This window comes from Methanimicrococcus stummii, assembly GCF_032594435.1.
GTDB lineage: Archaea > Halobacteriota > Methanosarcinia > Methanosarcinales > Methanosarcinaceae > Methanimicrococcus > Methanimicrococcus stummii.
In genome coordinates, this window is record NZ_CP131062.1 from 35,897 (window position 1) to 59,205 (window position 23,309).

Here is a 23,309-nt window from a genome sequence, read left to right on the forward strand (position 1 = left end):
AATTTGTGCGAGTCGCGCGCAGCGGCCGCAGCCGGCAGCGGCGGCGAGTGGCGGCGGCGGGCAGGAGGAATGCAAACCTGTTGACAGCGCAGCAACGCAAACCTGACACCAATCGGAAAACGCAAACCTGTTGGCAGTGCACACGTTCGCGAAGCGAACGGCTGCCCTAAAAAAGAACAGGTCATTACGGAGCACAAACAGTGATGCAACCGGTAATGCGAACGGAAGTACAAATGATGATTCAGATGAAACAAAAAACGACAGCGAAAAGATAATAAAATTATTCAATAATTTGCCTGCAATTAAATTTCAATATCAACATCATAAATTCGGTTCGGGATTTCCTGATGAATTCTCCAAAACGGTTCTTCGCCGTAAATTTCAATCAACTTTTTCGTTTTCTTCGGAACGGTTTTCGGTCCGAGGACAAATCCCGGTTTGTCGGGGTCGTCGACGTAATCGGTTTCCATCAAAAAACGATTTCCTTGTTCGAGCGCGATTTCAATATTATCTTTGCCGGCCGGAATGCTCGGATAAATTCCGAACGTCTCGGCGGCGGAAACCAATGGCGTCGCATGGTGATTGACAATTTTCTCGGCAGCGATGCCGCTTTTTTTCGCGATTGCCGCGATGTCTTGGAGGCTCTCAGATGTCATATCTTCAACATGAAGCTGAACGGCGCATTTTAAATCACGGCCGAGGCTGAAAACGTAGCTCATCACAAGATTTGAAGCGTCCAAAATTTCGGGGTCGATCGGAAAATGCGGGCGACCGCTTTTTAATCCGATTGCTTTTCCTTCTCGGACGTAAGATGCGGCGATATCGAATCCGCCGCACATGATATCAACGGCTTTGTCCGCGCCGTTTTCTTCCGTTAAATAAAGAATGTCGACCGGGTGGATTCCGAGGACGGGAAACGCGGTCACGCCGGTTTCATTGATTTTTTCGGCGATTTCAATGGTTTGATCGAATACGATTTTGTAGTCTTCCGACTTCTTGACGGACACGCCGAGATGGCGGCTCGGAAGCGTTACCAAAAACATGTGCGTGCCGCCGGCGTTTTGAAAGTCGCGGACGGCATCAAGACCGCGGCCGCGTTTCATATCAATGTGAATGTGATTGTCCGTTATCGGAAGCTGAGGCATAAAAATTCCTTTTATTGTTTTAATTTTGATTAAAATGTCGGATTGATTGAATTAAATATTTATTGTTGTCTTTTCATTCTATTTTTATAAAAGATTTTCATTTTAATTTGATTAATTAATTTGATTAATTAATTTGATTAATTAATTTGATTAATTAATTTGATTAATTAATTTGATTAATTTCAATAATTATTTCAAAACGGCGATTTACATGAAAACATCTAAAACAATCGGTCGGCTGACTTTGGTCTTGGAAATCCGTGATGTCGGCAGCGATTTGTCGGTCACGCTGACGGGCGGCAAAGCGCACATCGGCGCAGCAGCGCTCACCTCTCTCGATTCCGGGACGGGACGGGTGACGGCATCGGTCATGTCCGCGCCGGGCCACAAGGAAGAAGAAATCGCGCTTTACGGCGCGAAAACGATTTGCAAGGCGGCGAATAAAACCGTTTTGTTTGCCGCCGGCATTCATTTAGACGATATTTCCGCCGACGAAATCAAAGAAATTGAAAGCGTGTGCGCGGAAATGATTCAAAGTTGTTTGAAAAATTTGGATTGAAAAAAACAGGGAAAAACATGGAACTCATTATCGGAATCAGCGGCGCGTCAGGCGCCGGTTACGGCATTCGCCTGCTTGAAATTTTAAAGGAAACGGATATTCAAACGCATTTGATTATGTCAAGCGCCGCCGAGGAAATCATTCGAACGGAAACGGATTACAATCCGGCGGACATCATTAAGTTGGCGGATTTTGCTTGGGACGAGGCTGATTTCTCGGCGCCGATTGCCAGCGGATCTCACCGGACGGCAGGCATGATTATCGCGCCCTGCAGCATGAAAACGCTCGGACAAGTCGCAAACGGCATTTCCGATAATTTAATGGCGCGCGCGGCGGATGTTTGTTTAAAAGAAGAACGGAAGCTGATTCTAATGGTTCGGGAAACGCCGCTGAGTTTGATTCATTTGGAAAACATGGTCGCCGCCAAAAAAGCCGGCGCGACAATCATGCCGGCCAGCCCCGGATTTTACAATCGTCCTGAAACGATTGATGATTTGTACAATATTATGGCGGGGCGCGCTTTGGATTTGGCCGGTATTGAAAATCATGTTTATAAACGCTGGCGAGAAGAGAAATAATTTCAAAAATTATTCCAATTTTTTTCAAAAAAAATCTGTAATTATTTTAAATTTTATTCCAATTTTGTTCAAAATATTCAATTTAAACAAAAAACATTATCGGGATTCAATTCGAAATCCAAATCTATATAAATCAAAAAGTGTTTTTATGTTTCCTCTGCTTTTCAAAGGAGAGAAATCATATCGGGATAGTAGGGTAGCTTGGTCCATCCTCGAGCGTTTGGGACGCTTGGACCGCGGTTCAAATCCGCGCTATCCCATAAGATTAAAATATCAACAAATTCTTTTATCATTCCCGAAAAATCTCATTTATTCATTTTCAGCATGGGATAGTAGGGTAGCTTGGTCCATCCTCGGACGTTCGGGACGTTCGGACTGCGGTTCAAATCCGCGCTATCCCATTTCTTAAATTTTTCCGGTTTTCTAAAAATTAAAAGTTACAGCGAAAGCTCTGCTTTTAGCCTTATTTTAAATTTGAAAAAACAATTTGGAAAAGAAATTTGAAACGAAATTTGGAAAAAAGAATTTGATAAAAATTATTTTAAAAATCCAAGAAAATAAAAAAATCGTGTTAGAACTCATTCAAAATGATTCTATTAAAAAACTATAAAAAGATTATAAAAAAAGCATAACAAAATGCTTCGCGCATTTCGTTATGCAATACAAGAAATCGGTTCGTTTTTTGAGCTTTCGTTTTTATTTTTATTTTTGCTCTCTGATGTATCTGCCGACATCGAATGTGTATTCGTAGTCGACTTCTGCGCCGTCTCTTGTTTTAAATCGAAGCTCATCGCTTTCGAAAAAGTCTTCTTCAAACATTTTTATCACCTTTTTGAACCCTTCTCAAAGGGAGCGGTTGGTTGCTGTTTTTGTTTAACGTTTTGTTTTATTTACGATACCTGCGCATTTTCAATGAATGCGAATATCCGCTTTCTAATAATACTCATATTATTTTTGTGAGCGAATATATGATAATACTTCTAATATAATGTCGAGTATATAAACTTTCCTTAAAATCTTGACCTGAAACGCTTCAAAAATCCCTTTTTCATACGGTTTTTACTTTTCGCGGGAAAACAGATACAAAATTTTGAACACGAACTTATTTATAGATAATATATCATATTAGAGATTGTCAATAAATATGTTTTGAATATATTATTTGTTGATTGAATTATAATCTAAAAAGGACGTTTTTAAGATGACGCACCAAAGTTACATTGAGTTTAATGACGGTTTTAAGTTTGATGTTGAGAATTTTAAATTGTTAAGCACAAAAGAAAACGACGAGCAATTCTTTGATGAGAATGGCGAAGCGGTCAAGCTTCATATTCCCGACCAATTAAAAGTCAAATTCGAAATTGACTTAAAAGATCAAAAAGGAAGTCGGGTAATTTCTTTGCTGAGCACCGGTGAAAACTTCACCACAGTCGATTATGAAGGTGAAGAAAATGCGGGCACCGGCTACAACAACTGCCAGGCATTCTTGATTAACGAAGACGTGGAATCCAAGAAAGCGTATGTTGTCTGCAACTGGCCGTACGCGGAAGCAAACCTCTCAAGCGTGGAAGTTTAATTTTATCTTTATCAAAACGAAAAAACGATTGAATCCGGATTAATAAAACAGATTAACCGAAAAATGATGCAATCAAACACGAATTATCCGAATTCTCAATCCCATTTAATCGGCCGAAGATATTCAATTATTAATAAAATTGAGTCCTTTCTGCCGATTATTTTTATTTGCTATTTCTCTTTTATTGTAAATCTTTGATGTTATTTTCTCTATTGTAAACCTTTGATGTTATTTTCTCTATTGTAAACCTTCGATTTGTCATTTTCTTTTTTGTTGTATCAAAAATCTTAAATTACCCTGAATCATACATTCAGCTGTTAACCGTAAAAACGAAAAGTGTTTGGTTAACAACAGGGTGTCGTTCGGCATTGTTCAACCCCGCCGAGCGACCATTCATTTACTTTTTCAAATTTTAATCGGAACAGCGAAAGCTAAACAAAAACGGAATATGAATTTGAAATCAAAAATCAACACGAAATTAAACCTTAAAACATTCTGAAAAAATAAAAGAAAGCCGTTGGGGGGACTTGAACCCCCGGCCTGCTGATTACGAATCAGCCGCTATACCGCTAAGCCACAACGGCGCTTTTTCGATTGTTTTTTGAAAAGAGAGAATGTGTAAGTGTTCGTTAATATATTTAAAGATTATTTTTGTTTTCTTTTTTGATTTTTCTTTTTCCCTTTGTTTTTCTTCTACGTTCTTTGATTTTTGATTTCTTTAATCCTTTTTTATCTTCACTGATACATTAATTTAATAAGCCCGTGTGTATTATGCTGAAATATTCAAATTTAATTTTTCAAAACATTAAAACAATATCAATTAAGGTGAAAATATGTTTAAATCTCTCGGACCGTCCACTTCAGCTTTCCCGACACCCGCTTGGGTTATCGTTACGTATGATCAAAACGAACGCGCAAACGCAATGACCGCCGCATGGGGCGGCATCGTCAATTCAAGTCCGCCGTCTGTTGCCGTTGCCGTTCAGCCGAGCAGATACACTTATGACAATATTCTCGCCAAAAGAGAGTTTACCGTTTGCATTCCGTCAGAAGAATACGCAAAAGAAACCGATTATTTCGGAATTGAGTCCGGCAGAGAAACGGATAAAATCGCGGCGGCAGGATTGACTGCCGAGCGCGCGGAAAAAGTCAACGCGCCGTATATCAAGGAATTTCCGATGCATTTGGAATGCAAATTAACCGACAGAATGAACCTCGGAACGCATTTCGTTTTAATCGGACAGATTGTTGATGTCAAAGCCGATGAAGCGATTTTGGATCACAAAGACAGCATCGAAATCCAAAAGTTGAAGCCGATGGTTTATTCTCCGACAGACAGAAGCTATTACAAAGTCGGCGATGAAATCGGAAAAGCCTTCTCAATCGGCAAAGAAATCAAAGACAAAAACCAAAAAGAGTAAAGGGTAAAAAGAATAAAATTCATTCAAATTACGGAGGGAAAATATGGACCCCGGATCTGTTTACAAATCCGTCGTCGAAACAGACGACAAATACGTGATGCCGACATACGGGCGCAAGCCGCTGCTTTTTACGGGCGGCGAAGGCTCGGTATTGATTGATGTTTTCGGAAAACGATATATTGACTGCGTTTCCGGAATTGCCGTCAACGCAACCGGATATTCCAACCAAAAACTCATCAGCGCCATTCAGGAACAGGCGGCGCAGCTCATTCATATTTCAAATTATTATTACAATATTCCGCAGGCAAACGTTGCCGAAAAACTGGTGCAGGTCACGGGGCTTTCAAAAGTCTTCTTCTGCAATTCCGGCGCGGAAGCCAATGACGGCGCAATGAAATTGGCGAAGCTTCACACCAAGAAGAACAGTTTCATCTCAACCAATAACGCTTTTCACGGAAGAACCATCGGCTCGCTCGGCGCGACCGCGAACATCAAATACCGCGATCCGTTCGTGCCGCTTGTGAAACCGGCGACTTTCGTCGAATACGGCGACGCGGCCGCGATTGAAAAAGCCGCAAACGGCGGCGATATTGCCGGCGTCATCTTAGAACCGATTCAAGGCGAAGGCGGCGTTCACATTTCCAATAAAGAATATCTCAAAGAAGTGCGCGAAATCTGCGACAAAAAAGATTTGGTTTTAATCTTCGACGAAGTTCAAACCGGATTCGGCCGCACCGGGAAATGGTTCTGTAAAGACCATTACGACGTTCAGCCCGACATTTTGACGATGGCAAAAGCAATCGGCGGCGGTCTCCCGATGGGTGCGTTTGCGGCGCGCGACGGACTCGAGTTCGAGCGCGGCGAGCATGGAACGACGTTCGGCGGCAGCCCGCTCGTCTGCGCGGCATCGCTGGCCGTCATGGAAACCATCGAAGAGCAGAATCTGCTTGAAAACGCGGCGAACATGGGTGATTATTTCATCGAAAAACTGTCTCAAATGAAACGCAATGACGTTGTTAATGTCCGCGGCGTCGGCCTGATGATTGGCATCGAACTCGATCACGAATGCGGATATTTCATGGATGCCGCTGCCGAAATGGGCGTTCTTTTGAACGTTACCGCCGGAAACGTTATTCGTTTGCTTCCGCCGCTCACGATTCAAAAAGAAGAAGTTGACCGCGTTGTCGAAGTCATTGATTCCGTCGCAAAACCGAACTGAAAATAAATCCATGATCGGAGAGTCCCTCATGACAAAATCAAAAGATTATACGTCTTTGCTGAATGATTCCGTGTCAAACGTTCCCGAATACGTTCCCGGGAAAACGACATCTCAAATCGCAGCCGAATACGGTTTGAATCCGGATTCCATCATTAAGCTGAATGCCAATGAAAATCCGCTCGGCCCGTCCGAAAAAGTGATTGCTACGATTCAAAAAGAAGCGGAAAACGCTTCGCTTTATCCGACAGCGGATGTTTCCAATCTGCGCCGCGCCTTAACCGCATACACCGGCTTTCCGATTGAAAATATCGTCGCGTCCGGTCCCGGAATGGACAGTTTAATTGACGCGCTGAATAAATTATTCATCGGCGCAGGCGACGAAGTCATCGTTCCCGTGCCGACTTTTACGTATTACGGCATTTCCGCCGCAAGTCTCGGCGGTGTTTGCGTTGATGTGAATTTAAAACCGGATTATTCGCTTGATGTTGATTCAATTTTGAATGCGGTGACCGAAAAGACGAAAATCATTTGGCTGTGTTCGCCGAACAACCCGACCGGCAATATTATCGCGGCGGGTGACGTTCGAAAACTTGCCGAAAACACAAAATCAATTATTTTTATTGACGAAGCGTATGTTGAATTTTCAAATGCCGGCAGCTTGTCGAACCTTGTCAAAGAATACGAAAACATTGTCATCGGCCGGACATTTTCAAAAGCTTTCGGCCTCGCGGGAATGCGCCTCGGCTATGTGATTGCGCCGGATTGGATCGCGTCCGCCTTGCTGCGCGTGCTGCCGCCGTTTGCCGTCAGCATTTTAGCGGAAGCAGCTGCGATTGCGGCAATTGAGGATATTGAATATTTAGAATCCGGCGTTGCGATGGTTAAAGAAGAACGCGAAAAATTAATTGACGCGATTTCAAAAAACACGCCTTATAAGGTGTACCCGTCGGAAGGCAATTTCATTATCGCGGATGTTTCGCCGAAAACGTCAAAAGAAGCGGTCGATGAATTTTTAAGAAACGGTATTCTGATTCGAAGCTGCGATTCGTTTCAAAATATCGGGAAAAACACGGTTCGAATTACGGTCGGGACGCCCGAAATGAATCAAAAAGTGATTCAGATGTTTGAAAAATTTGCAAACCAAAAGTGATTTTTTGGTTTTGTTTTAATTTTTTATTTTTTTGGTTTTTATTTTTTGATTTTGTTTTTTGATTCGGTTTTTTGGTTAAAATAAGAGCCGGAGAATTTTACAATTCTCCGCTCGCCAAATCTTTTGCAACTTGTTCAAGTTGCTCGGCGTTTAAAACCGGATTGTCTTCGTTGAGCAAATTGCCGTCTTTAAAGAATTTAAAGCCGGGCGCGGCGACAATTCCGTATCTTTTTGTGATGTCTAAATATTCCATCGCGTTGATGCGAATGAATGAAACCTTGTCGCCGTATTTTTCGTCAAGTTCGGCAAAAACCGGCTTCATTTTTTCGCAGTGCGGGCAGGTTTCCATGTAAAACATCGCCATGACCGGCTTTTCTTTGTTTGAAATGAGCGCGTCCCATGTTTCTGCTGTTGCTTCTGTAATTGTCATAGGTATGCCTCTGAAATGAGACGAAAATCAGCGAAGAATCGTTGTTTCGTACGGGTTTTTCAATTCTTTCTTTGACACCGGCTCATCAGCGTATCCGAATGCGGCGGCGGCCATCGGCTTAAATCCAATCGGAATTTGGAGGTCTTTTGACAAAGACGCATTTGAAAATGCGAGGATTGTCGAGAGCATGAAAACGCTTCCGACACCGAGATCGGCTGCCGCGACCAGCATGTTTTCAAGAATGCAGGCGGCGTTGAAATCGCCGATTGTCGGCATTCTTTCATTCGGCGCGGAAGAAACGATGATCAGCGTCGGCGCGCCGTAAATCGGGTCGGGAACTTCCATTGCGGGAACGGCGGTTTTAACGGCTTTTGAAACTTTGCTCAAAAGATCGGGATTTTGAATCACCGTGATATGAATTGAAGCGTGATCGCCTAAACCGATCGGGGCGATACCGCCGGCGGCAAGAATCGTGTCAAGTTCGGAATCTTTAATCTGTTCTTTTTTGTATTTGCGGACTGCTTTTCGGGATTGAAGGGCTTCTAATGTTTCCATTTTTTGATACTCCTTTGTTTTAATCGTTTTGGAAAATGATAAAACAAATAATAGAAGAATTTTATATTTATTAACTTATGCCTTTTGAAAACGATTTGTCATTCTCCTCTTCTTCGTGAATCACGTTTATATAAGAAAAGGCGGATTTACACATACATTCATTACAAATTTGACGCAGCTGTTGTGTTGCGGAAATGTAATGTGACAAGATATTGTCGCAGGGAAAAAACGAGCAATATCAATCAAAAACGAACAAAAACGAAAATCGCAGTCCTCATGCGAAAAAATCTTTTTAACCATTTTTGCATCTGAAATTTGAGCGCCAAGATAAGTTAAAACCCACTTGGAAAAGCGGCATTGTACGGCAGCGCCGCTGACAAACAAAAGGAGAATATGCTCAATATGTTTTAACCAAAACCGCAGCGTCGACGGCGTTACATGCCGGCACGGATATGACAAAAGCCGATGAAAATCATCGGTTGGCGGTGTATTTTATTGATACTGATTTTTAAATGATTTTATGAGGAGAAAAGACTATGAATTTTTTACAAAGTATTAAGCAGCGCGCAAAAGCCGCCGGAAAAACAATTGTGCTTCCCGAAACAGGCGACATGCGCACATTGAAGGCCGCTGACGCAATTTTAAGCGAAGGCATCGCAAAAATTATTTTAATCGGCAACGAAAACGAAATTCTTTCAAGAGCCGACGGATTGGACCTTTCCAAAGCAACGTTCATCGACCCTGAAAATTATGCCGAGCTCGATACTCTCGCCGCAAAATTGGCGGAATTGCGCAAGGAAAAAGGCATGACAAAGGAAGATGCTTCGGATTTGCTTAAAAAAGACACTTTGTATTTGGGCTGCATGCTGGTCAAAGAAGACATGGCCGACGGTATGGTTGCCGGCGCCGTGAACTCGACGCCGAATGTGCTCCGCCCGTGCTTACAAATTCTTAAAACCGCGCCGGGCGTTAAATTGGTTTCCAGTTTCTTCGTCATGGTCGTCCCGAACTGCGATTTCGGCGAAGACGGCGTTTTCTTATTTTCCGACAGCGGTTTGGTTCAAAACCCGAACTCCGAAGAGTTGGCGGCAATCGCTCAAAGCGCTGCCGAATCTTTCCGCAAATTGGTTCAAGCCGAGCCCAAAGTGGCTTTCCTTTCTCATTCATCAAAAGGCAGCGCAAAGCATGCCGATGTGGATAAAGTAACGGAAGCCGTCCGCATCGCAAAGGAAGAAGCGCCCGACATTTTAATGGACGGCGAACTGCAATTGGATGCGGCAATCGTCCCCGAAATCGGCAAGCAGAAAGCGCCCGACAGCCCCGTTGCGGGCAAAGCCAACGTTCTTGTGTTTCCGGATTTGGATTCCGGTAACATCGGCTACAAATTGGTTGAACGCTTGGCAAAAGCCGAAGCGTACGGTCCGATTACTCAGGGAATTGCAAAGCCTGTCAACGACCTCTCCCGCGGCTGCACCGCCGAAGATATTGTCGGCGTCGTTGCGATTACGGCAGTCCAGGCCATTACAGAATAAATTAGAATTATCAAAAACATAACTTTGGAGGAATAACGAATGAATGTATTGGTTTTAAACTGCGGCAGCTCGTCGCTGAAATATCAGTTATTGAATATGGAAACGGAAACCTTGCTGGTTAAAGGCTTGTGTGAGCGTATCGGAATCGACGGTCAATTAAAACATGAACGCAGCGACAAAACTTATGAAGCTGATTTGCCCATGCCTGATCACGACGCGGCTGTCAAAATCGTTTTAGACGCGCTCTTGGATCCGAGTCACGGCGTCTTGAAATCGATGGACGAAATCCACGCGGTCGGCCACCGTGTCGTTCACGGCGGCGAGCATTTCAGCGAATCCGTTTTGATTGACGACGAAGTGGAAAAAGCAATCGAAGACTGTTTCGAACTTGCGCCTTTGCACAACCCACCGAACTTAACCGGCATCCGCGCCTGCAAACACATCATGCCCGGCGTTCCGCAGGTCGCCGTTTTTGACACGGCTTTCCATGCCGACATGCCCAAAAAATCGTATTTGTACGCCATTCCGTACGCGTTATACGAAAAATACAAAATCAGAAAGTATGGTTTCCACGGCACCAGCCACAAATACGTGTCCATGCGCGCCGCCGAAATCTTGGGAAAACCCTACGACAAATTGAAAATCGTGACGTGTCACCTCGGAAACGGCGCCAGCGTTTGTGCTGTTGACGGCGGCCGTTCGGTTGACACATCCATGGGAATGACACCGCTTGAAGGTCTCATTATGGGAACGCGCAGCGGCGACATTGACCCCGCGGTCGTGACGTTCATTATGCAAAAAGAAAACTTGACCGCGCAGGAAACGCTTGATCTTTTGAACAAGAAATCAGGCGTTCTCGGCGTTTCCGGCGTTTCAAGCGACTTCAGAGATCTTGACAAAGCGGCATCTGAAGGCAACGAACAAGCAAAAGCGGCTCTTGAATCTTACTGGTACCGCGTCGCCCGTTATGTTGGCAGCTACTGCGCGGCGATGAACGGCGTTGACGCGATTGTGTTCACAGCCGGCGTCGGCGAAAATCACATTCAGACTCGCGAAGAAGTTTGTAAATATTTGGGCTATCTCGGCGTTGACGTCGATTCCGGCAAAAACAATGTGCGCGGAAAAGAAGTCGATTTTTCAAAAGACGGCGCGAAAGTGCGTACTTTGATTATTCCGACCAACGAAGAATTAGTGATTGCAAGAGACACCAAATTGGCGGTCAACAACAGCAAGATTGCTTTTAGTAAGTAATCGGTCGGCGGATTAAATCATTCAATTATTGAAAAACAATTGTGAAGAAGTTTTCAAACTTCTTCAAATCTTTTTTATTTAATTTTATAATTACTTTACTGAAAAAGCTTTTAACGTCTTCCATTTTATTAGAACTATGGAAAAGGTGTCTATTGAGTCTACTTTTAGAAAACTCGTAAATCAAAAAATAATATCTGATGATGATCTTAAAGATGAGAATTACTCTTCTGCTTATTCTGAAAGGTTTCAAAGTATAATTGATTTTGATCTTAAAAATATTGAATTAAATATGACACAACATTCTCTCTGTTTTTCAAAAGAAACAGAAATACGCATTGCTCAAATTGATAAAAAATGGGGAGCTGGATTAAATTGGTTACGATTTTATTATAATTACTCTTCAAATTCGTTTAACGATTGGAAGGCATATAATAAAGAAGAAAAACATGATTCAGAAATAGCAGAAATTAAATGCGTTTTACATTATATTAATGGAAAAGCATTTTACCTAACGGCTGAAATCATTTGTTTATTAGAAAATGGATTTCCAGAAGGCGCAATTGCACGCTTTCGATCATTGCATGAATTATGGGCAATTGGAGAATTTATATCCGAAGATACAAAAGAAGTTGCAACGGCATATCTTAACAGTGTATCCGATAAAAATGAAAACAATAGTGATGACCATTACAAATGGGCAAAAGTATCAAAACGATTTAGTGATAAAAATCCTACAATCAGCAACATAATATCAGAAGCAATGAATACTTTTGTGAAAAAGACAGATGGAAATATATCAAAAACTAAACTTTGGAAAATACAGACTGACCCAAACATATTCATTCATCCATCGGCTAAAGGTGTTTGTTATCTTATAAATCCCGAAAATAATGATGTAAGAATTGGTGGAACTAATACCGGATTAGCTCATCCTGCAATTAATACATTAATTTGGCTTTACAACATCAATCGATTGTATTTGAACACAACTTCAAATGTATACACTGAATTGTTAAAAAAAATGTTGTATGATATTAATGAAAAAGCTCAATCTGTTTTTCAGAAAATTGAATCAGAATCAATAATCTAAAAAAATGTTGATTTTTGTTTTTTTGATTTAATTTATCTTTAATTCTGCCCTTTCATAATTTCCTGATAAGTCGGCATATTAAACGGATTTGAATTGGAATATCCGATGGTTGTTTTAACAATATCCGCCATTTTTTTGTAAGCAATAGGCGTTCCGTTCTCCGCGACATATTTCCGCAAATCTTCGACATCGTAATCGTTGTCGCCATCGACTTTAAACTGGAAAAGCGAAACGCATTTTAAGTTGAAATTTGCTTCCGATGCGATTTCAATCATATATTCCAAAAGGCAAGGCTTGTTTAAGTCGCCGATCGGAACTTTGACGTTTGTTCCGGTTCTGATTTGCATGTCAACGGAGCCGACGCTCAAATTATAATCGTATTCCATTTTGCGAAGAGATGAATTGAGTAATCTGCATTTTTTAAACATTTTGAATCCTCGATTATATTTTTTGAATTGTTTTAATTTTTATTTAATTTAATTTCATTTTATTTCCAATTTTTATTTGAATTGCATTTATTTTACATTTATTTTAGATGAGAATGATGAAGAATATCTTTTCAACCGTATTAATGTATTCAATTTTATTTGAACGAAAATAATGAAAAATATAATGAAAACGAAAATAAAAACAACAACAGATGACAATTAAAACATATTGTAAACTCGGCGGAAATATATTTATAGTTTACATTCTTCTTTTGTTCCACTTGAAAGAACTAACTCTGTTTTTGTCGATTTATCACCAAATAGGCAACCGAACAGATGTGCGAAATTTATTTTATTCAAATTTAGGGAGGGCTTAAATTATGGCCGTAAAAATTACAGAAACCGTTCTTCGTGACGCGCACCAATCATTGATTGCGACGCGCATGAGAACTCGTGATATTTTGGATATTGTCGAACAGTTAGACGACGTCGGGTATTATTCTCTTGAAATGTGGGGCGGCGCAACGTTTGACACTTGCATCCGCTATCTCAATGAAGATCCGTGGCAGAGACTTCGAGACATCAAATCGCGCATGAAAAAAACGCCGGCGCAAATGCTTCTCCGCGGTCAGAATCTCGTCGGCTACCGCCATTATTCTGACGATGTCGTTGAGAAATTCGTGACAAAAGCGTATGAAAACGGCATTGACATTTTCAGAATTTTTGACGCGCTCAACGATTTCAGAAACATTGAAACCTCTGTTAAAACCGCCAAAAAAATCGGCGCGCACGTTCAGGGAACGGTCAGCTACACGATCAGCCCGGTGCACACGCCCGAGACATTCATTAAAATGGCGAAACAGCTCGAAGAGATGGATTGTGATTCCATTTGCATCAAAGACATGGCAGGTCTGCTTTCACCGGCAGCAGCTTCCGAGATTGTTTCCGGCATGAAAAAGGAAGTTTCCATTCCGATTTGCGTTCACTCCCACTGCACTTCCGGCATGGCGCCTGTCATGTATTACGCGGCTGTTGAAGCCGGCGCGGACATTATCGACACCGCCATTTCCCCGTTCGGCTGGGGCAGTTCGCAGCCGCCGACCGAAGCGATGGTCGCTTCATTCATGGGGACAAAATACGATTCCGGCATTTCTCTTGAAAAATTCAATGAGATTACACCGTTTTTCAGAAATTTAAAAGACAAATACAACACAATCTGCGACCCGATTTCAGAAACAATTGACACAAACGTTATTTTGTACCAGATTCCGGGCGGCATGCTTTCCAACTTGGTTTCTCAGTTGAAAGAGCAGAACGCGCTTGACAAATACATGGACGTGCTTGCGGAAATGCCGCGCGTCCGTGAAGAACTCGGCTACCCGCCGCTTGTCACGCCGACCAGTCAAATTGTCGGAACACAGGCCGTTTTAAATGTGATCATGGGCGAGCGCTACAAAGTAATTCCGAAAGAAGTCAAAGATTATGCGCGCGGCTACTACGGCAAAACCCCGGTTCCGATGACCGCCGAAATGATTTCGCTTATTATCGGTGACGAACAGCCGATTACCGCTCGCCCCGGCGATTTGATTCCGCCGGAATACGAGAAGATGAAAAAGGAAGCGGAAGATTTGGGAATCGCCAAATCCGAAGAAGATATTCTCACTTACATTTTATATCCGGCAATCGCGCCGAAATTCTTAAAAGGCGAAGCGGAAGAGGAAGAATTGCTCTGCTCCTGTTCAACGGCACCGGTCGGCGGCGCAAGTGTTTCCGGCATTCCCACAGAATACAAAGTGGAAGTGGACGGCAGCGTTTATGACGTTAAAGTTGAGCCGACCGGATACAGCATTGTTGAGGCGGACGGCGGGAAATCCGGCGGCGTGGCAGCGTCTGATGATGAGAAAAAATCCAAGGCAAATGCGCCCGGCGCTGTTACCAGTTCCATGCAAGGCATGATTCTGTCGATTAAAACCAAAGTCGGTGAACAGGTCAACGAAGGCGATACAATTTGTGTGATTGAAGCCATGAAAATGGAAAACGCCGTCAGCGCGCCGAAATCCGGCACCGTTAAGGAAATTATCGTTGCGGAAGGCGACACGGTTGCCGCCGGAGACGCTTTGATGATTATCGAATAAGGAGGAGAAACGCATGTTTCAAAAAATCCTTGTCGCGAACCGCGGTGAAATCGCGATTCGTGTGATGCGCGCCTGCCGTGAAATGGATATTAAAACGGTAGCCGTGTATTCCGATGCCGATAAAAAAGCGCTTTTCGCGATGTACGCCGATGAAGCGGCGTATGTCGGGCCGGCGCCGGCAAGTCAGAGTTACCTGAATATGGAAAAAATCATCGAAGTTGCGAAACAGACCGGCTGCGATGCCGTTCACCCCGGCTACGGTTTTCTTTCCGAAAATTCAAAATTCGCGCGCCGCTGCGAAGAAGAAGGCATTACATTCATCGGCCCGTCCGCTGATGTGATTGACCAGCTTGGCAGCAAAATCGAATCGCGCAAGATTGCGAAAGCCGCGAACATTCCGACCGTTCCCGGAACGGAAGACGCGGTCAAAGACGCCGACGAAGCGATTGCAGTTGCAAAAGACATCGGCTATCCCGTTTTGATTAAAGCGTCCGCCGCCGGCGGCGGTATCGGCATGCGCGTCGTCAACAACGAAGACGAATTCAAAGACGCGCTTGAGACGACGCAGCGTTTGGCCGGATCCGCATTCGGAGACCCCGCGGTTTTCATTGAAAAATACATTTTAAATCCGCGCCATATCGAAATCCAGATTATGGCCGATAAATTCGGCAACGTGATTTATTTGGGCGACCGTGAATGTTCGATTCAGCGCCGCCACCAGAAATTAATCGAAGAAGCCCCGTCGCCGATTATGACACCCGAGCTTCGAAAAGAAATGGGCGAAGCCGCGATTCGCGCGGCCAAAGCCGTCGGCTATTCCAATGCCGGAACGGTGGAATTCATTTATTCAAACGGCAAATATTATTTCTTAGAAGTCAACACGCGTCTCCAAGTGGAGCACGGAATCACGGAATTGATTACAGGCGTTGATTTGGTAAAAGCGCAGATTCGCGTTGCAGCAGGCAAAGAGCTCGGCATGACACAGGAAGATGTGACGATTCGCGGTCATGCGATTGAATGCCGTATTAACGCAGAAGATCCGCTTGCCGATTTCGCGCCGTCTCCCGGAAAAATCAGAAGATACAGATCTTCCGGCGGCCCGGGCATTCGCGTTGACAGCGGCGTTCACACCGGATACACAATCTCGCCGTATTACGATTCTATGATTTCCAAGCTTTGCGCTTACGGCGAAGACCGCGATGAGGCGATTGCGCGTATGAAGCGCGCGCTTTACGAATACGTGGTGATCGGCGTGACGACAAACATTCCGTTCCACAAAGCGGTTTTGGAAAACGAGGAGTTCAAAAAAGGAAACTTGTCGACGCGTTTTATTGACGATAACAATATTGTTCCGGCGATTCGCGAAGTTTTAAAGAGAGATTCCGAAAAGGGCGCCACACTTGCATCGGCACTTGACAACGATGAAGTCGTTGCGGCGATTACGGCTGCGGTCGGCAGCTACATGGCGAACATCGCGGAAATCGAAAACAAAAAAGGAACGAAAAAATAACACGGTATATTTCGGACTGAAAACAAATATATATAAACGTGGAAATAGAAACTAAGCTATAAGCGAAACCAGGGGAAAACTCGGGATGAAAAGCAAGAGATCGGAAATTATCAATGCATTTAAAGCCGCGAACGGAAAGGCCATTTCAGGTGAAGAGCTCGGCAAAGAGCTCGGCATATCCAGGACAATGGTCTGCAAATATATTAAAGGCTTAAAAGATGACGGCTACGAGATTTCGTCGGCGCCGAAAAAAGGATACGTTTTAAAATCCGTTCCGAAGCTGCTTTACCCGGAAGAAATTCTTTCAGGTCTTAAGACAACGCTTTTCGGCAAAAATATTCATTATTATGATGAGGCCGGCTCTTCTAACGACATCGCTAAAAAACTTGCGCCGACGGCGGAAGAGGGAACGATTGTCGTCGTGGAGCAGCAAACCGGCGGCCGCGGCCGTCTCGGCAGGCAATGGGCGTCCCCCAAAGGCGGCATTTGGTTTTCAACGATTTTAAAACCGAGAATCGCACTCAGCGCCGCGTCACGCTTAACGCTGACATTCGGGCTCAGCGTTGCCAAAACAATGCGCCAATACGGATTTGACGCGAAAATCAAATGGCCGAACGATGTTTTGGTGAACGGCAAAAAAGTGACCGGCATTTTAACAGAAGTGGACGCTGAAATCGACACCGTTGAATTTGTCGTGATCGGCATCGGCATCAATGCCAACATGAGCCTGAAAGACATTCCCGAAGAACTTCGCGAAAACTCGACGACGCTTCGCGACGAAGGCGGCAAGAGCATTGACCGCGTCGAGTTCCTTCAAAAACTTTTGTTTGAGATGGAGCAGGAATACATTCGTTTCAGCACGCGCCCGTTCAGCGAAATCATGGAAGAAATCATCGCGCTTTCCGATACCATCGGCAAAGAAGTGACGGTCAACATGCCCAACAGAATCGTTGAAGGAACGGTTGTCGGCATTTCAAAAACCGGCGCGCTTTTATTGAAAAAAGCCGACGGCGAAATTGAAGAAATTATCGCCGGCCGCTGCATGTACGCGAAGAAATAACGATCATAAATCGGTTTTTTGCAAAAGAAGCCGTTGGAAAAATTATAAAAATGTCAAGACTTCTGTAAATGGAAGTCATGACAAAATTATAATGCCAAATCTGTAAAGTCATTGACAGAATTATAAAAAATGAAAAAACGGAGATGAAACAATCCGGCTCAATTCGATTGTATTTAAAAAATCAAAACAGTCTGCTCAAAAACAGCTTTTCATTTTATTTTGCGTTTCCTTACTTTTGTTTGCCGTTATCGCGCCGGCGGCCGCCGATGACGATCGAAATATTATCGCGTCGGAAGAATACAGAATCATGCGCGACGGCGAAGTTTTAAAGCTTGAGCAAGGTTACGAAACCGTTTTGAGAGGCTTCGGCCCGGATTCCGTTTTGGTCGAATTTCACAATAATTACAGCAAACCGGTTTCAATCGGTAGCGTCGTCTTAAAAGAAGGCGAGACGATTCAATGTTTCCGAATTTTGGAAGACAGCAATCCGGTTGTGATTATGATGACGCTGGATAAGCTTTACATCAATAATTCGCAAGTGCTTGCCGGTTTTTCTCACATTTATCAATACGAAGAGAAAAATACGCAATATAACGAAGAAACGCAATGGATCTTGGAAACAGCCGTTTTGGACGACCCGACTGTTCCGCAGCCGCCCGAAAAACCCGGCGGAGGCACGGATATTGAAACCGATTCAATTGCCGATCCGTTTTACATTATTTTAATTATCGGATTCGCCGCGTTTTCCGTGATTGTTATCAGTCTTTTTTTCAGAAAACGCGTTGAAAAAATAAAATAATTTGAATTTTTATTATTTTTTCAAAAAACAACTTGGATATTTGAAAAAATGAAAATTAAAAACAGAAAAAAAACCAAAGTGAAAATTAAAAAACCAACGAAAAAGAAAAAACCAATGAAAATTAAAAAACCAATGAAAAGAAAAAACCAATGAAAAGAAAAAACCAATGAAAAGAAAAAACCAATGAAAAGAAAAAACCAATGAAAAGAAAAAACCAATGAAAAGAAAAAACCAATGAAAAGAAAAAACCAATGAAAAGAAAAAACGAATATGATTTGAAAAATCAAATCAAGCTTTCATAATATCCTTTTCTTTTTTCTTTGTCGTCGTCTTTTTTAACAGAAACAATCAGTTTTTTCTTGGTGACCGGCTCCAATCGTTTCCATTCGACGACGGCGTCTTCTTCCAAGACGAAATCTTCGGCGCGCTTGTCGATGAGTTTGCCGTTGACTTCATACAAATAAAAACCTTCTTCGCCGTCGGCCGCAACAATGAAATCTTTGCCGTCGATGTTTTTGACTTCGACGACGGAGACGGTTTTAAACGCTTCCATGAGTGTTGTGCCTTTGTCGACTTCCAGCCGTTTGACGGGCGCGAACGGATCAAACGCGCCGGTGAAATTCTTTTTCTTCAAAGAGAAAACGTGCGTTTTGCCGTAAATTTTTCTTTCGATTAAATCGGCATCTTCCAAGACTTTAATATGTTTTGAAGCCACAGGCACCGAAATTCCCAAATTGCGCGCGATTGCTGAAATGTGCATGTCTTCTTCGGCTAAAATCTGAAGGATTTTCTGGCGCATTTGACTGGAGACCGCCGCAAACATTTGCGTGCTTTCCGTTTGGGTTTCCTCTTTCGGCGCGCGGCCGCCTTTTTTTGGAGTATTTGCAGTGCCTTTCGAAGAAGTTGATTTCGTTGCCATAATAAATCCCTCATAAAAGAGAATGAGTTTTAAGTATAAGTTTAATTGAATATAGATAAGTGAAGTTTACATCCTATTTATTTAATCTTATTGACTAAAAGATATAAAGATATAAATTGATTTTTAAATCTTTTAAATTCAAATTTTCAGGCGATCAAATGACAGAAAAGATGAAAGAAACGAAAGAAAACCGGCATTTTTTAAAGAAAACAGCAATCCTTTCTGTTTTTGCGCTTCTCCTGCTGCTCGCGCTCAGCGCGCCGGCATCAGCTTACACCATGGAAAACGCCGACGTCAACATCATTGTTGACGAGAAAGGAATTGTCTATGTCAATGAAACAATCAAATTCAGAACCGAGCAATGGGAGGAATTTACGGAAGCGTATCGTTATGTTCAGACGAATTCCGACATTACGATTCAAAACGCCACCGGTTATTTGGAAGGATACGAAAGCGGCCAATTTTATATTCAGCAGGTTTACGGCGGATACGAATTGGTTTGCAAACTGCCGCAGCCGATTCCGAGAGAAATCACTTTTGTTGTTTCGTACGAATATTACGGCGGCATCAATGTTTACGATGATATTACAGAATTCAATTACAATATTTGGGGAAACAATTGGGGTGAGCCGATTCAAAATCTGAACGCGAACATCACATTCCTTAATGTTTCCAACCAAACGATTGACGGCGCGAACACGACGCTTTATTGGTCTCATCCGTTTGCTTACACAACAGAATTCAATGACCGTGTTGTCAATTCAACGGCAGGTGCAAAAACAATTTCATTCACATTCAACGCGAAAAACATTCCGGCGTACACGCCGTGTGATGTAAGAATCGCGTATCCGCGATTGGATAATCCCGACAGCGCGTATGTGAATATTATCGCAAGAGAAGGTCTTGATGAAATACTGGAGCAGGAAGCGCAGTATGAGCGAAAGAATTTGTATTCTTATTTGTTTTTGGGATTTCAAATTTTAGTAATTGTCGCATCAATCGCAGCGGCTTTTTACATTTACAACAAATACGGCAGAGAGCACAAAGTCAATTACAGCGCGCTTTATGAGAGGGATTTGCCGACGGACACCAAGCCTGCCGTCATCAATGCGATTATTGTCGGGCACGGCAAGCCGAATATGGACGGGTTTGTTTCAACGATTATGAGTTTGGTTGACCGGAATTATTTATCCATTCGCGAAATTGAAAAAACGAATTGGAGGAATAAGTCTTCCAAGGAAGTCGTTTTGAAATTCGAATTGTCGGAAGACGGCAATTTGGAGGATTTCGAGCGCGATGTTTATCGGTTTTTGAGACGTTATGCCGCCGGCGATGAAATTGTCTGGGGCGATTTCCAAAAGAAGCTGGGTTCAAGCGATTCGTTTTATAATTTCCTGAACAGCTGGAATTCAAAAATTCAAAAACAAGCGAATTTCTCAAAATACTTTGATGAAACCGGAAACAAAAAAATCGCGAGCGCCGGAATTGTTTCGATTGTTTGTTCCATTTTGATTTATTTCATATCGGAAGTTGTCGCGCCGTCTTCGGAATTTCCGACGACATCGCTTGTGTTTGGCGCGTGCGTTGTCGGTTTGATTTTGGGTGTCGTTTTAATCGCGTATCCGATTATTTGGAAGAAATCAATGGGGCAATGGACGCCGGAAGGCCGGGTTTTCTATTTGAAATGGAAAAATTTCGAGAAATATTTGACGGATTATTCGTTGATTGAAAAATATCCGCCGGCATCGGTAATAATTTGGGACCATTATATTGTTTACGCAATGGCGCTCGGTGTTGCCGAAGAAGCGCTTAAGAATATGAATTTGGCAATCCCGACATCTCAGATGTCTTCGAGTCGTTTCGGCGTGATTTACTACTATCCGCTCTTCTACACCGGAATGGGTCGCGCTTACGCCTCATCAACACCGAACAACAGCGGCGGTGGTGGCGGCAGCTTCGGCGGCGACGGTATCGGCGGCGGGTTTGGTGGCGGCGGCGGCGGTCTTCGTTAAGCGGCAGCAGCAATGGTCTGCGCTGAACGGCAGCAGCCTTTCAATGACAGATGAATTTAAAACTCAGAACCGCCAAATAAAAAGCATTGGTGGTTTTGAGAAATAATACGTAAATGAAAACAAAAAGAAAAGGAGAATAAAAATGGCAACCGGAATAATAATTGCAATTGTTGTCATCGTTTTAATTTTGATTATCCTCGGCGCGTTTGTCGCGATGTATAACGGATTGGTCAAAAGCAGAAACTTTGTTGAAAACGCATGGAGTCAAATTGATGTTCAATTGAAAAGAAGATATGATTTGATTCCGAATTTGGTCGAAACCGTGAAAGGTTACGCCGGACACGAAAAAGAAACGCTTGAAAAAGTCATTGCCGCGCGCAACGCGACGATGAACGCGACATCGCCTCACGCCAAAGCGGAAGCGTCTAACATGCTTTCGTCCACTTTGAAAAGCTTGTTCGCCGTTACCGAAAACTATCCCGATTTGAAAGCGAACGCGAACTTCCAGGATCTTCAAAAACAATTGAAAGACACGGAAGACAAAATCGCTTACGCGCGTCAGTTTTATAATGACACCGTTACAAAATACAACAATGAAATTCAAACCATTCCGAAAAACATTGTTGCAAAGCTTGGCGGTTTTGAGAAAAAGGAACTTTTCGATGCCGGACCCGAAGAGGTTAGAGAAGCGCCGAAAGTTCAGTTCTGATTTTGCATTTTTTGCAAAATCATTTCTTTTTTATTTTTAAATCAAAACATAGGGTCGGTTTTCGATTCTTGTTTTTTAAAATTTGTGCGGCTCGCGCGCGAACGCGGCGGCAAAACCGAATGATTGATTTGCAATCGGTTGGTTTAAATTGTTTGGCTCGTTAATTCTTCCATCATACTTTTTTAAATTTCACAAGGAATGAAAATTATGCATATTACGGAAGGTCAAAGCAAACTGGTCAAACCGATTGTGCCGGCGGAAATTACGGCGGACATGGATTTGGATGAATTCGTCAAAGCCTTGTCTGGGTGCGGCTTCGGCGCGCGCCGTATCGGAAAAGCGGCAGATATTTACACGGACATGCTCTCGGATGAGAAAACGGTCAAATTTTTCGGCCTCGCAGGCGCGATGGTTCCGGCCGGCATGCGCAAAATCATCGCCGATTTGATTCGCGACGGGCACATCAACGTTCTGATTACGACCGGCGCGAACATGGTTCATGACGCGCTTGAAGGTCTTTACATGCCGCATTATGTCGGCGACGACACGGCAAACGATGTCGAGCTCAGAGAAGAAGGCATTGACCGCATTTACGATGTTTATCTTCCCGATAACCATTTTGAAGATTTTGAAGGTTTTATGCAGGAAATTATCGCGGAGCTTCCGACTGAAAAACCGGTTTCCATTGTTGAATTCATGCGCCACATGGGAAAACACATCGACAATCCGGATTCGATTTTGAGAGCCGCGTACGACATGAACGTTCCGATTTATTGTCCGGCATTTCCGGATTCCGTTATCGGTCTTCAGGCTTGGCTTTACAAAGAAACGAATCCGCTTGTGATTGACGCGCTCGGCGACATGCACGATTTGATGGATATTTGCTGGGAAGCGGAAAAAGCCGGCGCGGTTTTCGTCGGCGGCGGCGTTCCGAAGAATTACACGCTTCAGACGATGCTTGTGACGCCGCGCGAATTTGACTATGTGATTCAGCTGACGATGGACACGCCGCAGACGGGCGGTCTTTCCGGCGCGACTTTGGATGAGGCGGTTTCCTGGGGCAAGGTAAACGCGGAATCTAAAACGGTGACGGTTTACTCTGACGCGACAATTACGCTTCCGTTGATGGTCGCAGCGGCCAGATCCCGACTGAAGAAGAAATCGGCCGGCAAAACGGAAAAGAAAAGCGATGCTGATAAAGACGGATTGACTTATCCGACCGACTGAGGTT

General features: G+C 43.4%; 22 protein-coding genes and 3 tRNA genes. 19 read left to right on the forward strand and 6 right to left on the reverse strand.

The features are described 5' to 3' along the window. Positions 1-302 precede the first annotated feature (302 nt). The gene (locus MmiEs2_RS00175; RefSeq protein ID WP_316559435.1) at positions 303-1,145 is read right to left on the reverse strand and encodes a TatD family hydrolase; all 843 of its coding nucleotides are present in this window, start codon (positions 1,143-1,145) and stop codon (positions 303-305) included. A 211-nt stretch (positions 1,146-1,356) separates the two neighbouring features. On the opposite strand from MmiEs2_RS00175, the gene lpdD reads away from it, so the two are divergent. From lpdD to MmiEs2_RS00200, 5 genes are all read left to right on the forward strand, one after another. After that, the gene (lpdD, locus tag MmiEs2_RS00180; RefSeq protein ID WP_316559436.1) at positions 1,357-1,704 is read left to right on the forward strand and encodes a prenylated flavin chaperone LpdD; all 348 of its coding nucleotides are present in this window, start codon (positions 1,357-1,359) and stop codon (positions 1,702-1,704) included. 17 nt (positions 1,705-1,721) lie between these two features. Next, positions 1,722-2,282 carry a UbiX family flavin prenyltransferase gene (locus MmiEs2_RS00185; protein WP_316559437.1) on the forward strand — a complete coding sequence of 187 codons (561 nt, stop codon included), beginning with the start codon at positions 1,722-1,724 and terminating at the stop codon, positions 2,280-2,282. A 185-nt stretch (positions 2,283-2,467) separates the two neighbouring features. After that, positions 2,468-2,542 (forward strand) — tRNA-Pro (locus MmiEs2_RS00190). Between the two features lie 66 nt (positions 2,543-2,608). Further along, a tRNA-Pro gene (locus MmiEs2_RS00195) sits at positions 2,609-2,683 on the forward strand. 800 nt (positions 2,684-3,483) lie between these two features. Continuing rightward, positions 3,484-3,858, forward strand: coding sequence for a hypothetical protein (locus tag MmiEs2_RS00200; protein ID WP_316559438.1), 375 nt, complete (start codon positions 3,484-3,486; stop codon positions 3,856-3,858). Between the two features lie 512 nt (positions 3,859-4,370). Here MmiEs2_RS00200 and MmiEs2_RS00205 read toward each other — a convergent pair. Beyond that, positions 4,371-4,442, reverse strand: a tRNA-Thr gene (locus MmiEs2_RS00205). A gap of 249 nt (positions 4,443-4,691) precedes the next feature. Here MmiEs2_RS00205 and MmiEs2_RS00210 point away from each other — a divergent pair. Genes MmiEs2_RS00210 through hisC form a run of 3 tightly spaced genes read left to right on the forward strand, consistent with a single transcriptional unit; the run spans position 4,692 to position 7,648 of the window. Next, on the forward strand, positions 4,692-5,279 hold the full coding sequence (locus MmiEs2_RS00210) for a flavin reductase family protein (protein ID WP_316559439.1): 588 nt from the start codon (positions 4,692-4,694) through the stop codon (positions 5,277-5,279). Positions 5,280-5,322: 43 nt separating this feature from the next. After that, complete coding sequence (locus MmiEs2_RS00215; RefSeq protein WP_316559440.1) at positions 5,323-6,498, forward strand: aspartate aminotransferase family protein; 1,176 nt, start codon at positions 5,323-5,325, stop codon at positions 6,496-6,498. A 28-nt stretch (positions 6,499-6,526) separates the two neighbouring features. Next, positions 6,527-7,648 carry a histidinol-phosphate transaminase gene (gene hisC, locus MmiEs2_RS00220; protein WP_316559441.1) on the forward strand — a complete coding sequence of 374 codons (1,122 nt, stop codon included), beginning with the start codon at positions 6,527-6,529 and terminating at the stop codon, positions 7,646-7,648. A 97-nt stretch (positions 7,649-7,745) separates the two neighbouring features. Here the strand turns inward: hisC and MmiEs2_RS00225 are convergent, their stop codons facing one another. Continuing rightward, a complete protein-coding gene (locus MmiEs2_RS00225) occupies positions 7,746-8,078 on the reverse strand; it encodes a thioredoxin family protein (RefSeq protein WP_316559442.1) in 333 nt (110 codons plus the stop codon). A gap of 27 nt (positions 8,079-8,105) precedes the next feature. After that, a complete protein-coding gene (locus tag MmiEs2_RS00230) occupies positions 8,106-8,633 on the reverse strand; it encodes a nitroreductase family protein (RefSeq protein WP_316559443.1) in 528 nt (175 codons plus the stop codon). Between the two features lie 536 nt (positions 8,634-9,169). Between MmiEs2_RS00230 and pta the strand changes: the two genes are divergently transcribed. From pta to MmiEs2_RS00245, 3 genes are all read left to right on the forward strand, one after another. Next, positions 9,170-10,165, forward strand: a complete 996-nt coding sequence (gene pta, locus MmiEs2_RS00235) for a phosphate acetyltransferase (protein WP_316559444.1) — start codon at positions 9,170-9,172, stop codon at positions 10,163-10,165. 39 nt (positions 10,166-10,204) lie between these two features. Next, positions 10,205-11,416 (forward strand): acetate/propionate family kinase, encoded by a 1,212-nt coding sequence (locus MmiEs2_RS00240; protein ID WP_316559445.1) that lies wholly within the window; start codon positions 10,205-10,207, stop codon positions 11,414-11,416. 145 nt (positions 11,417-11,561) lie between these two features. Continuing rightward, the gene (locus MmiEs2_RS00245; protein WP_316559446.1) at positions 11,562-12,506 is read left to right on the forward strand and encodes a DUF5677 domain-containing protein; all 945 of its coding nucleotides are present in this window, start codon (positions 11,562-11,564) and stop codon (positions 12,504-12,506) included. A gap of 38 nt (positions 12,507-12,544) precedes the next feature. Here MmiEs2_RS00245 and MmiEs2_RS00250 read toward each other — a convergent pair whose 3' ends face one another. Further along, positions 12,545-12,934 (reverse strand): hypothetical protein, encoded by a 390-nt coding sequence (locus tag MmiEs2_RS00250; protein WP_316559447.1) that lies wholly within the window; start codon positions 12,932-12,934, stop codon positions 12,545-12,547. A 380-nt stretch (positions 12,935-13,314) separates the two neighbouring features. Between MmiEs2_RS00250 and oadA the strand changes: the two genes are divergently transcribed. From oadA to MmiEs2_RS00270, 4 genes are all read left to right on the forward strand, one after another. Further along, positions 13,315-15,069 carry a sodium-extruding oxaloacetate decarboxylase subunit alpha gene (gene oadA, locus MmiEs2_RS00255; RefSeq protein ID WP_316559448.1) on the forward strand — a complete coding sequence of 585 codons (1,755 nt, stop codon included), beginning with the start codon at positions 13,315-13,317 and terminating at the stop codon, positions 15,067-15,069. A gap of 13 nt (positions 15,070-15,082) precedes the next feature. After that, positions 15,083-16,579, forward strand: a complete 1,497-nt coding sequence (locus MmiEs2_RS00260; protein ID WP_316559449.1) for an acetyl-CoA carboxylase biotin carboxylase subunit — start codon at positions 15,083-15,085, stop codon at positions 16,577-16,579. A gap of 85 nt (positions 16,580-16,664) precedes the next feature. After that, positions 16,665-17,639 carry a biotin--[acetyl-CoA-carboxylase] ligase gene (locus tag MmiEs2_RS00265; protein WP_316559450.1) on the forward strand — a complete coding sequence of 325 codons (975 nt, stop codon included), beginning with the start codon at positions 16,665-16,667 and terminating at the stop codon, positions 17,637-17,639. A gap of 235 nt (positions 17,640-17,874) precedes the next feature. Next, positions 17,875-18,438 (forward strand): hypothetical protein, encoded by a 564-nt coding sequence (locus MmiEs2_RS00270; RefSeq protein WP_316559451.1) that lies wholly within the window; start codon positions 17,875-17,877, stop codon positions 18,436-18,438. A gap of 283 nt (positions 18,439-18,721) precedes the next feature. On the opposite strand, the gene MmiEs2_RS00275 is transcribed toward MmiEs2_RS00270, so the two are convergent. Continuing rightward, positions 18,722-19,357 (reverse strand): ArsR family transcriptional regulator, encoded by a 636-nt coding sequence (locus MmiEs2_RS00275; protein WP_316559452.1) that lies wholly within the window; start codon positions 19,355-19,357, stop codon positions 18,722-18,724. A 158-nt stretch (positions 19,358-19,515) separates the two neighbouring features. On the opposite strand from MmiEs2_RS00275, the gene MmiEs2_RS00280 reads away from it, so the two are divergent. The 4 genes from MmiEs2_RS00280 to MmiEs2_RS00295 all read left to right on the forward strand — a co-directional run bounded on the left by MmiEs2_RS00280 (position 19,516) and on the right by MmiEs2_RS00295 (position 23,305). Further along, the gene (locus MmiEs2_RS00280) at positions 19,516-21,369 is read left to right on the forward strand and encodes a DUF2207 domain-containing protein (protein ID WP_316559453.1); all 1,854 of its coding nucleotides are present in this window, start codon (positions 19,516-19,518) and stop codon (positions 21,367-21,369) included. Further along, positions 21,341-21,475 carry a hypothetical protein gene (locus tag MmiEs2_RS00285; RefSeq protein WP_316559454.1) on the forward strand — a complete coding sequence of 45 codons (135 nt, stop codon included), beginning with the start codon at positions 21,341-21,343 and terminating at the stop codon, positions 21,473-21,475. The genes MmiEs2_RS00280 and MmiEs2_RS00285 overlap by 29 nt, the downstream gene beginning before the upstream one ends. A 36-nt stretch (positions 21,476-21,511) precedes the next feature. Continuing rightward, positions 21,512-22,078 (forward strand): LemA family protein, encoded by a 567-nt coding sequence (locus tag MmiEs2_RS00290; protein ID WP_316559455.1) that lies wholly within the window; start codon positions 21,512-21,514, stop codon positions 22,076-22,078. Positions 22,079-22,285: 207 nt separating this feature from the next. Continuing rightward, a complete protein-coding gene (locus MmiEs2_RS00295; protein WP_316559456.1) occupies positions 22,286-23,305 on the forward strand; it encodes a deoxyhypusine synthase in 1,020 nt (339 codons plus the stop codon). Positions 23,306-23,309: the final 4 nt, after the last annotated feature.

Bases quoted from the DNA above. Each gene is read 5' to 3' on its own strand.
- MmiEs2_RS00175 (WP_316559435.1), bottom strand. From the start codon at position 1,145: ATGCCTCAGCTTCCGATAACGGACAATCACATTCACATTGATATGAAA.
- lpdD (WP_316559436.1), top strand. From the start codon at position 1,357: ATGAAAACATCTAAAACAATCGGTCGGCTGACTTTGGTCTTGGAAATC.
- MmiEs2_RS00185 (WP_316559437.1), top strand. From the start codon at position 1,722: ATGGAACTCATTATCGGAATCAGCGGCGCGTCAGGCGCCGGTTACGGC.
- MmiEs2_RS00200 (WP_316559438.1), top strand. From the start codon at position 3,484: ATGACGCACCAAAGTTACATTGAGTTTAATGACGGTTTTAAGTTTGAT.
- MmiEs2_RS00210 (WP_316559439.1), top strand. From the start codon at position 4,692: ATGTTTAAATCTCTCGGACCGTCCACTTCAGCTTTCCCGACACCCGCT.
- MmiEs2_RS00215 (WP_316559440.1), top strand. From the start codon at position 5,323: ATGGACCCCGGATCTGTTTACAAATCCGTCGTCGAAACAGACGACAAA.
- hisC (WP_316559441.1), top strand. From the start codon at position 6,527: ATGACAAAATCAAAAGATTATACGTCTTTGCTGAATGATTCCGTGTCA.
- MmiEs2_RS00225 (WP_316559442.1), bottom strand. From the start codon at position 8,078: ATGACAATTACAGAAGCAACAGCAGAAACATGGGACGCGCTCATTTCA.
- MmiEs2_RS00230 (WP_316559443.1), bottom strand. From the start codon at position 8,633: ATGGAAACATTAGAAGCCCTTCAATCCCGAAAAGCAGTCCGCAAATAC.
- pta (WP_316559444.1), top strand. From the start codon at position 9,170: ATGAATTTTTTACAAAGTATTAAGCAGCGCGCAAAAGCCGCCGGAAAA.
- MmiEs2_RS00240 (WP_316559445.1), top strand. From the start codon at position 10,205: ATGAATGTATTGGTTTTAAACTGCGGCAGCTCGTCGCTGAAATATCAG.
- MmiEs2_RS00250 (WP_316559447.1), bottom strand. From the start codon at position 12,934: ATGTTTAAAAAATGCAGATTACTCAATTCATCTCTTCGCAAAATGGAA.
- oadA (WP_316559448.1), top strand. From the start codon at position 13,315: ATGGCCGTAAAAATTACAGAAACCGTTCTTCGTGACGCGCACCAATCA.
- MmiEs2_RS00260 (WP_316559449.1), top strand. From the start codon at position 15,083: ATGTTTCAAAAAATCCTTGTCGCGAACCGCGGTGAAATCGCGATTCGT.
- MmiEs2_RS00265 (WP_316559450.1), top strand. From the start codon at position 16,665: ATGAAAAGCAAGAGATCGGAAATTATCAATGCATTTAAAGCCGCGAAC.
- MmiEs2_RS00275 (WP_316559452.1), bottom strand. From the start codon at position 19,357: ATGGCAACGAAATCAACTTCTTCGAAAGGCACTGCAAATACTCCAAAA.
- MmiEs2_RS00280 (WP_316559453.1), top strand. From the start codon at position 19,516: ATGACAGAAAAGATGAAAGAAACGAAAGAAAACCGGCATTTTTTAAAG.
- MmiEs2_RS00290 (WP_316559455.1), top strand. From the start codon at position 21,512: ATGGCAACCGGAATAATAATTGCAATTGTTGTCATCGTTTTAATTTTG.
- MmiEs2_RS00295 (WP_316559456.1), top strand. From the start codon at position 22,286: ATGCATATTACGGAAGGTCAAAGCAAACTGGTCAAACCGATTGTGCCG.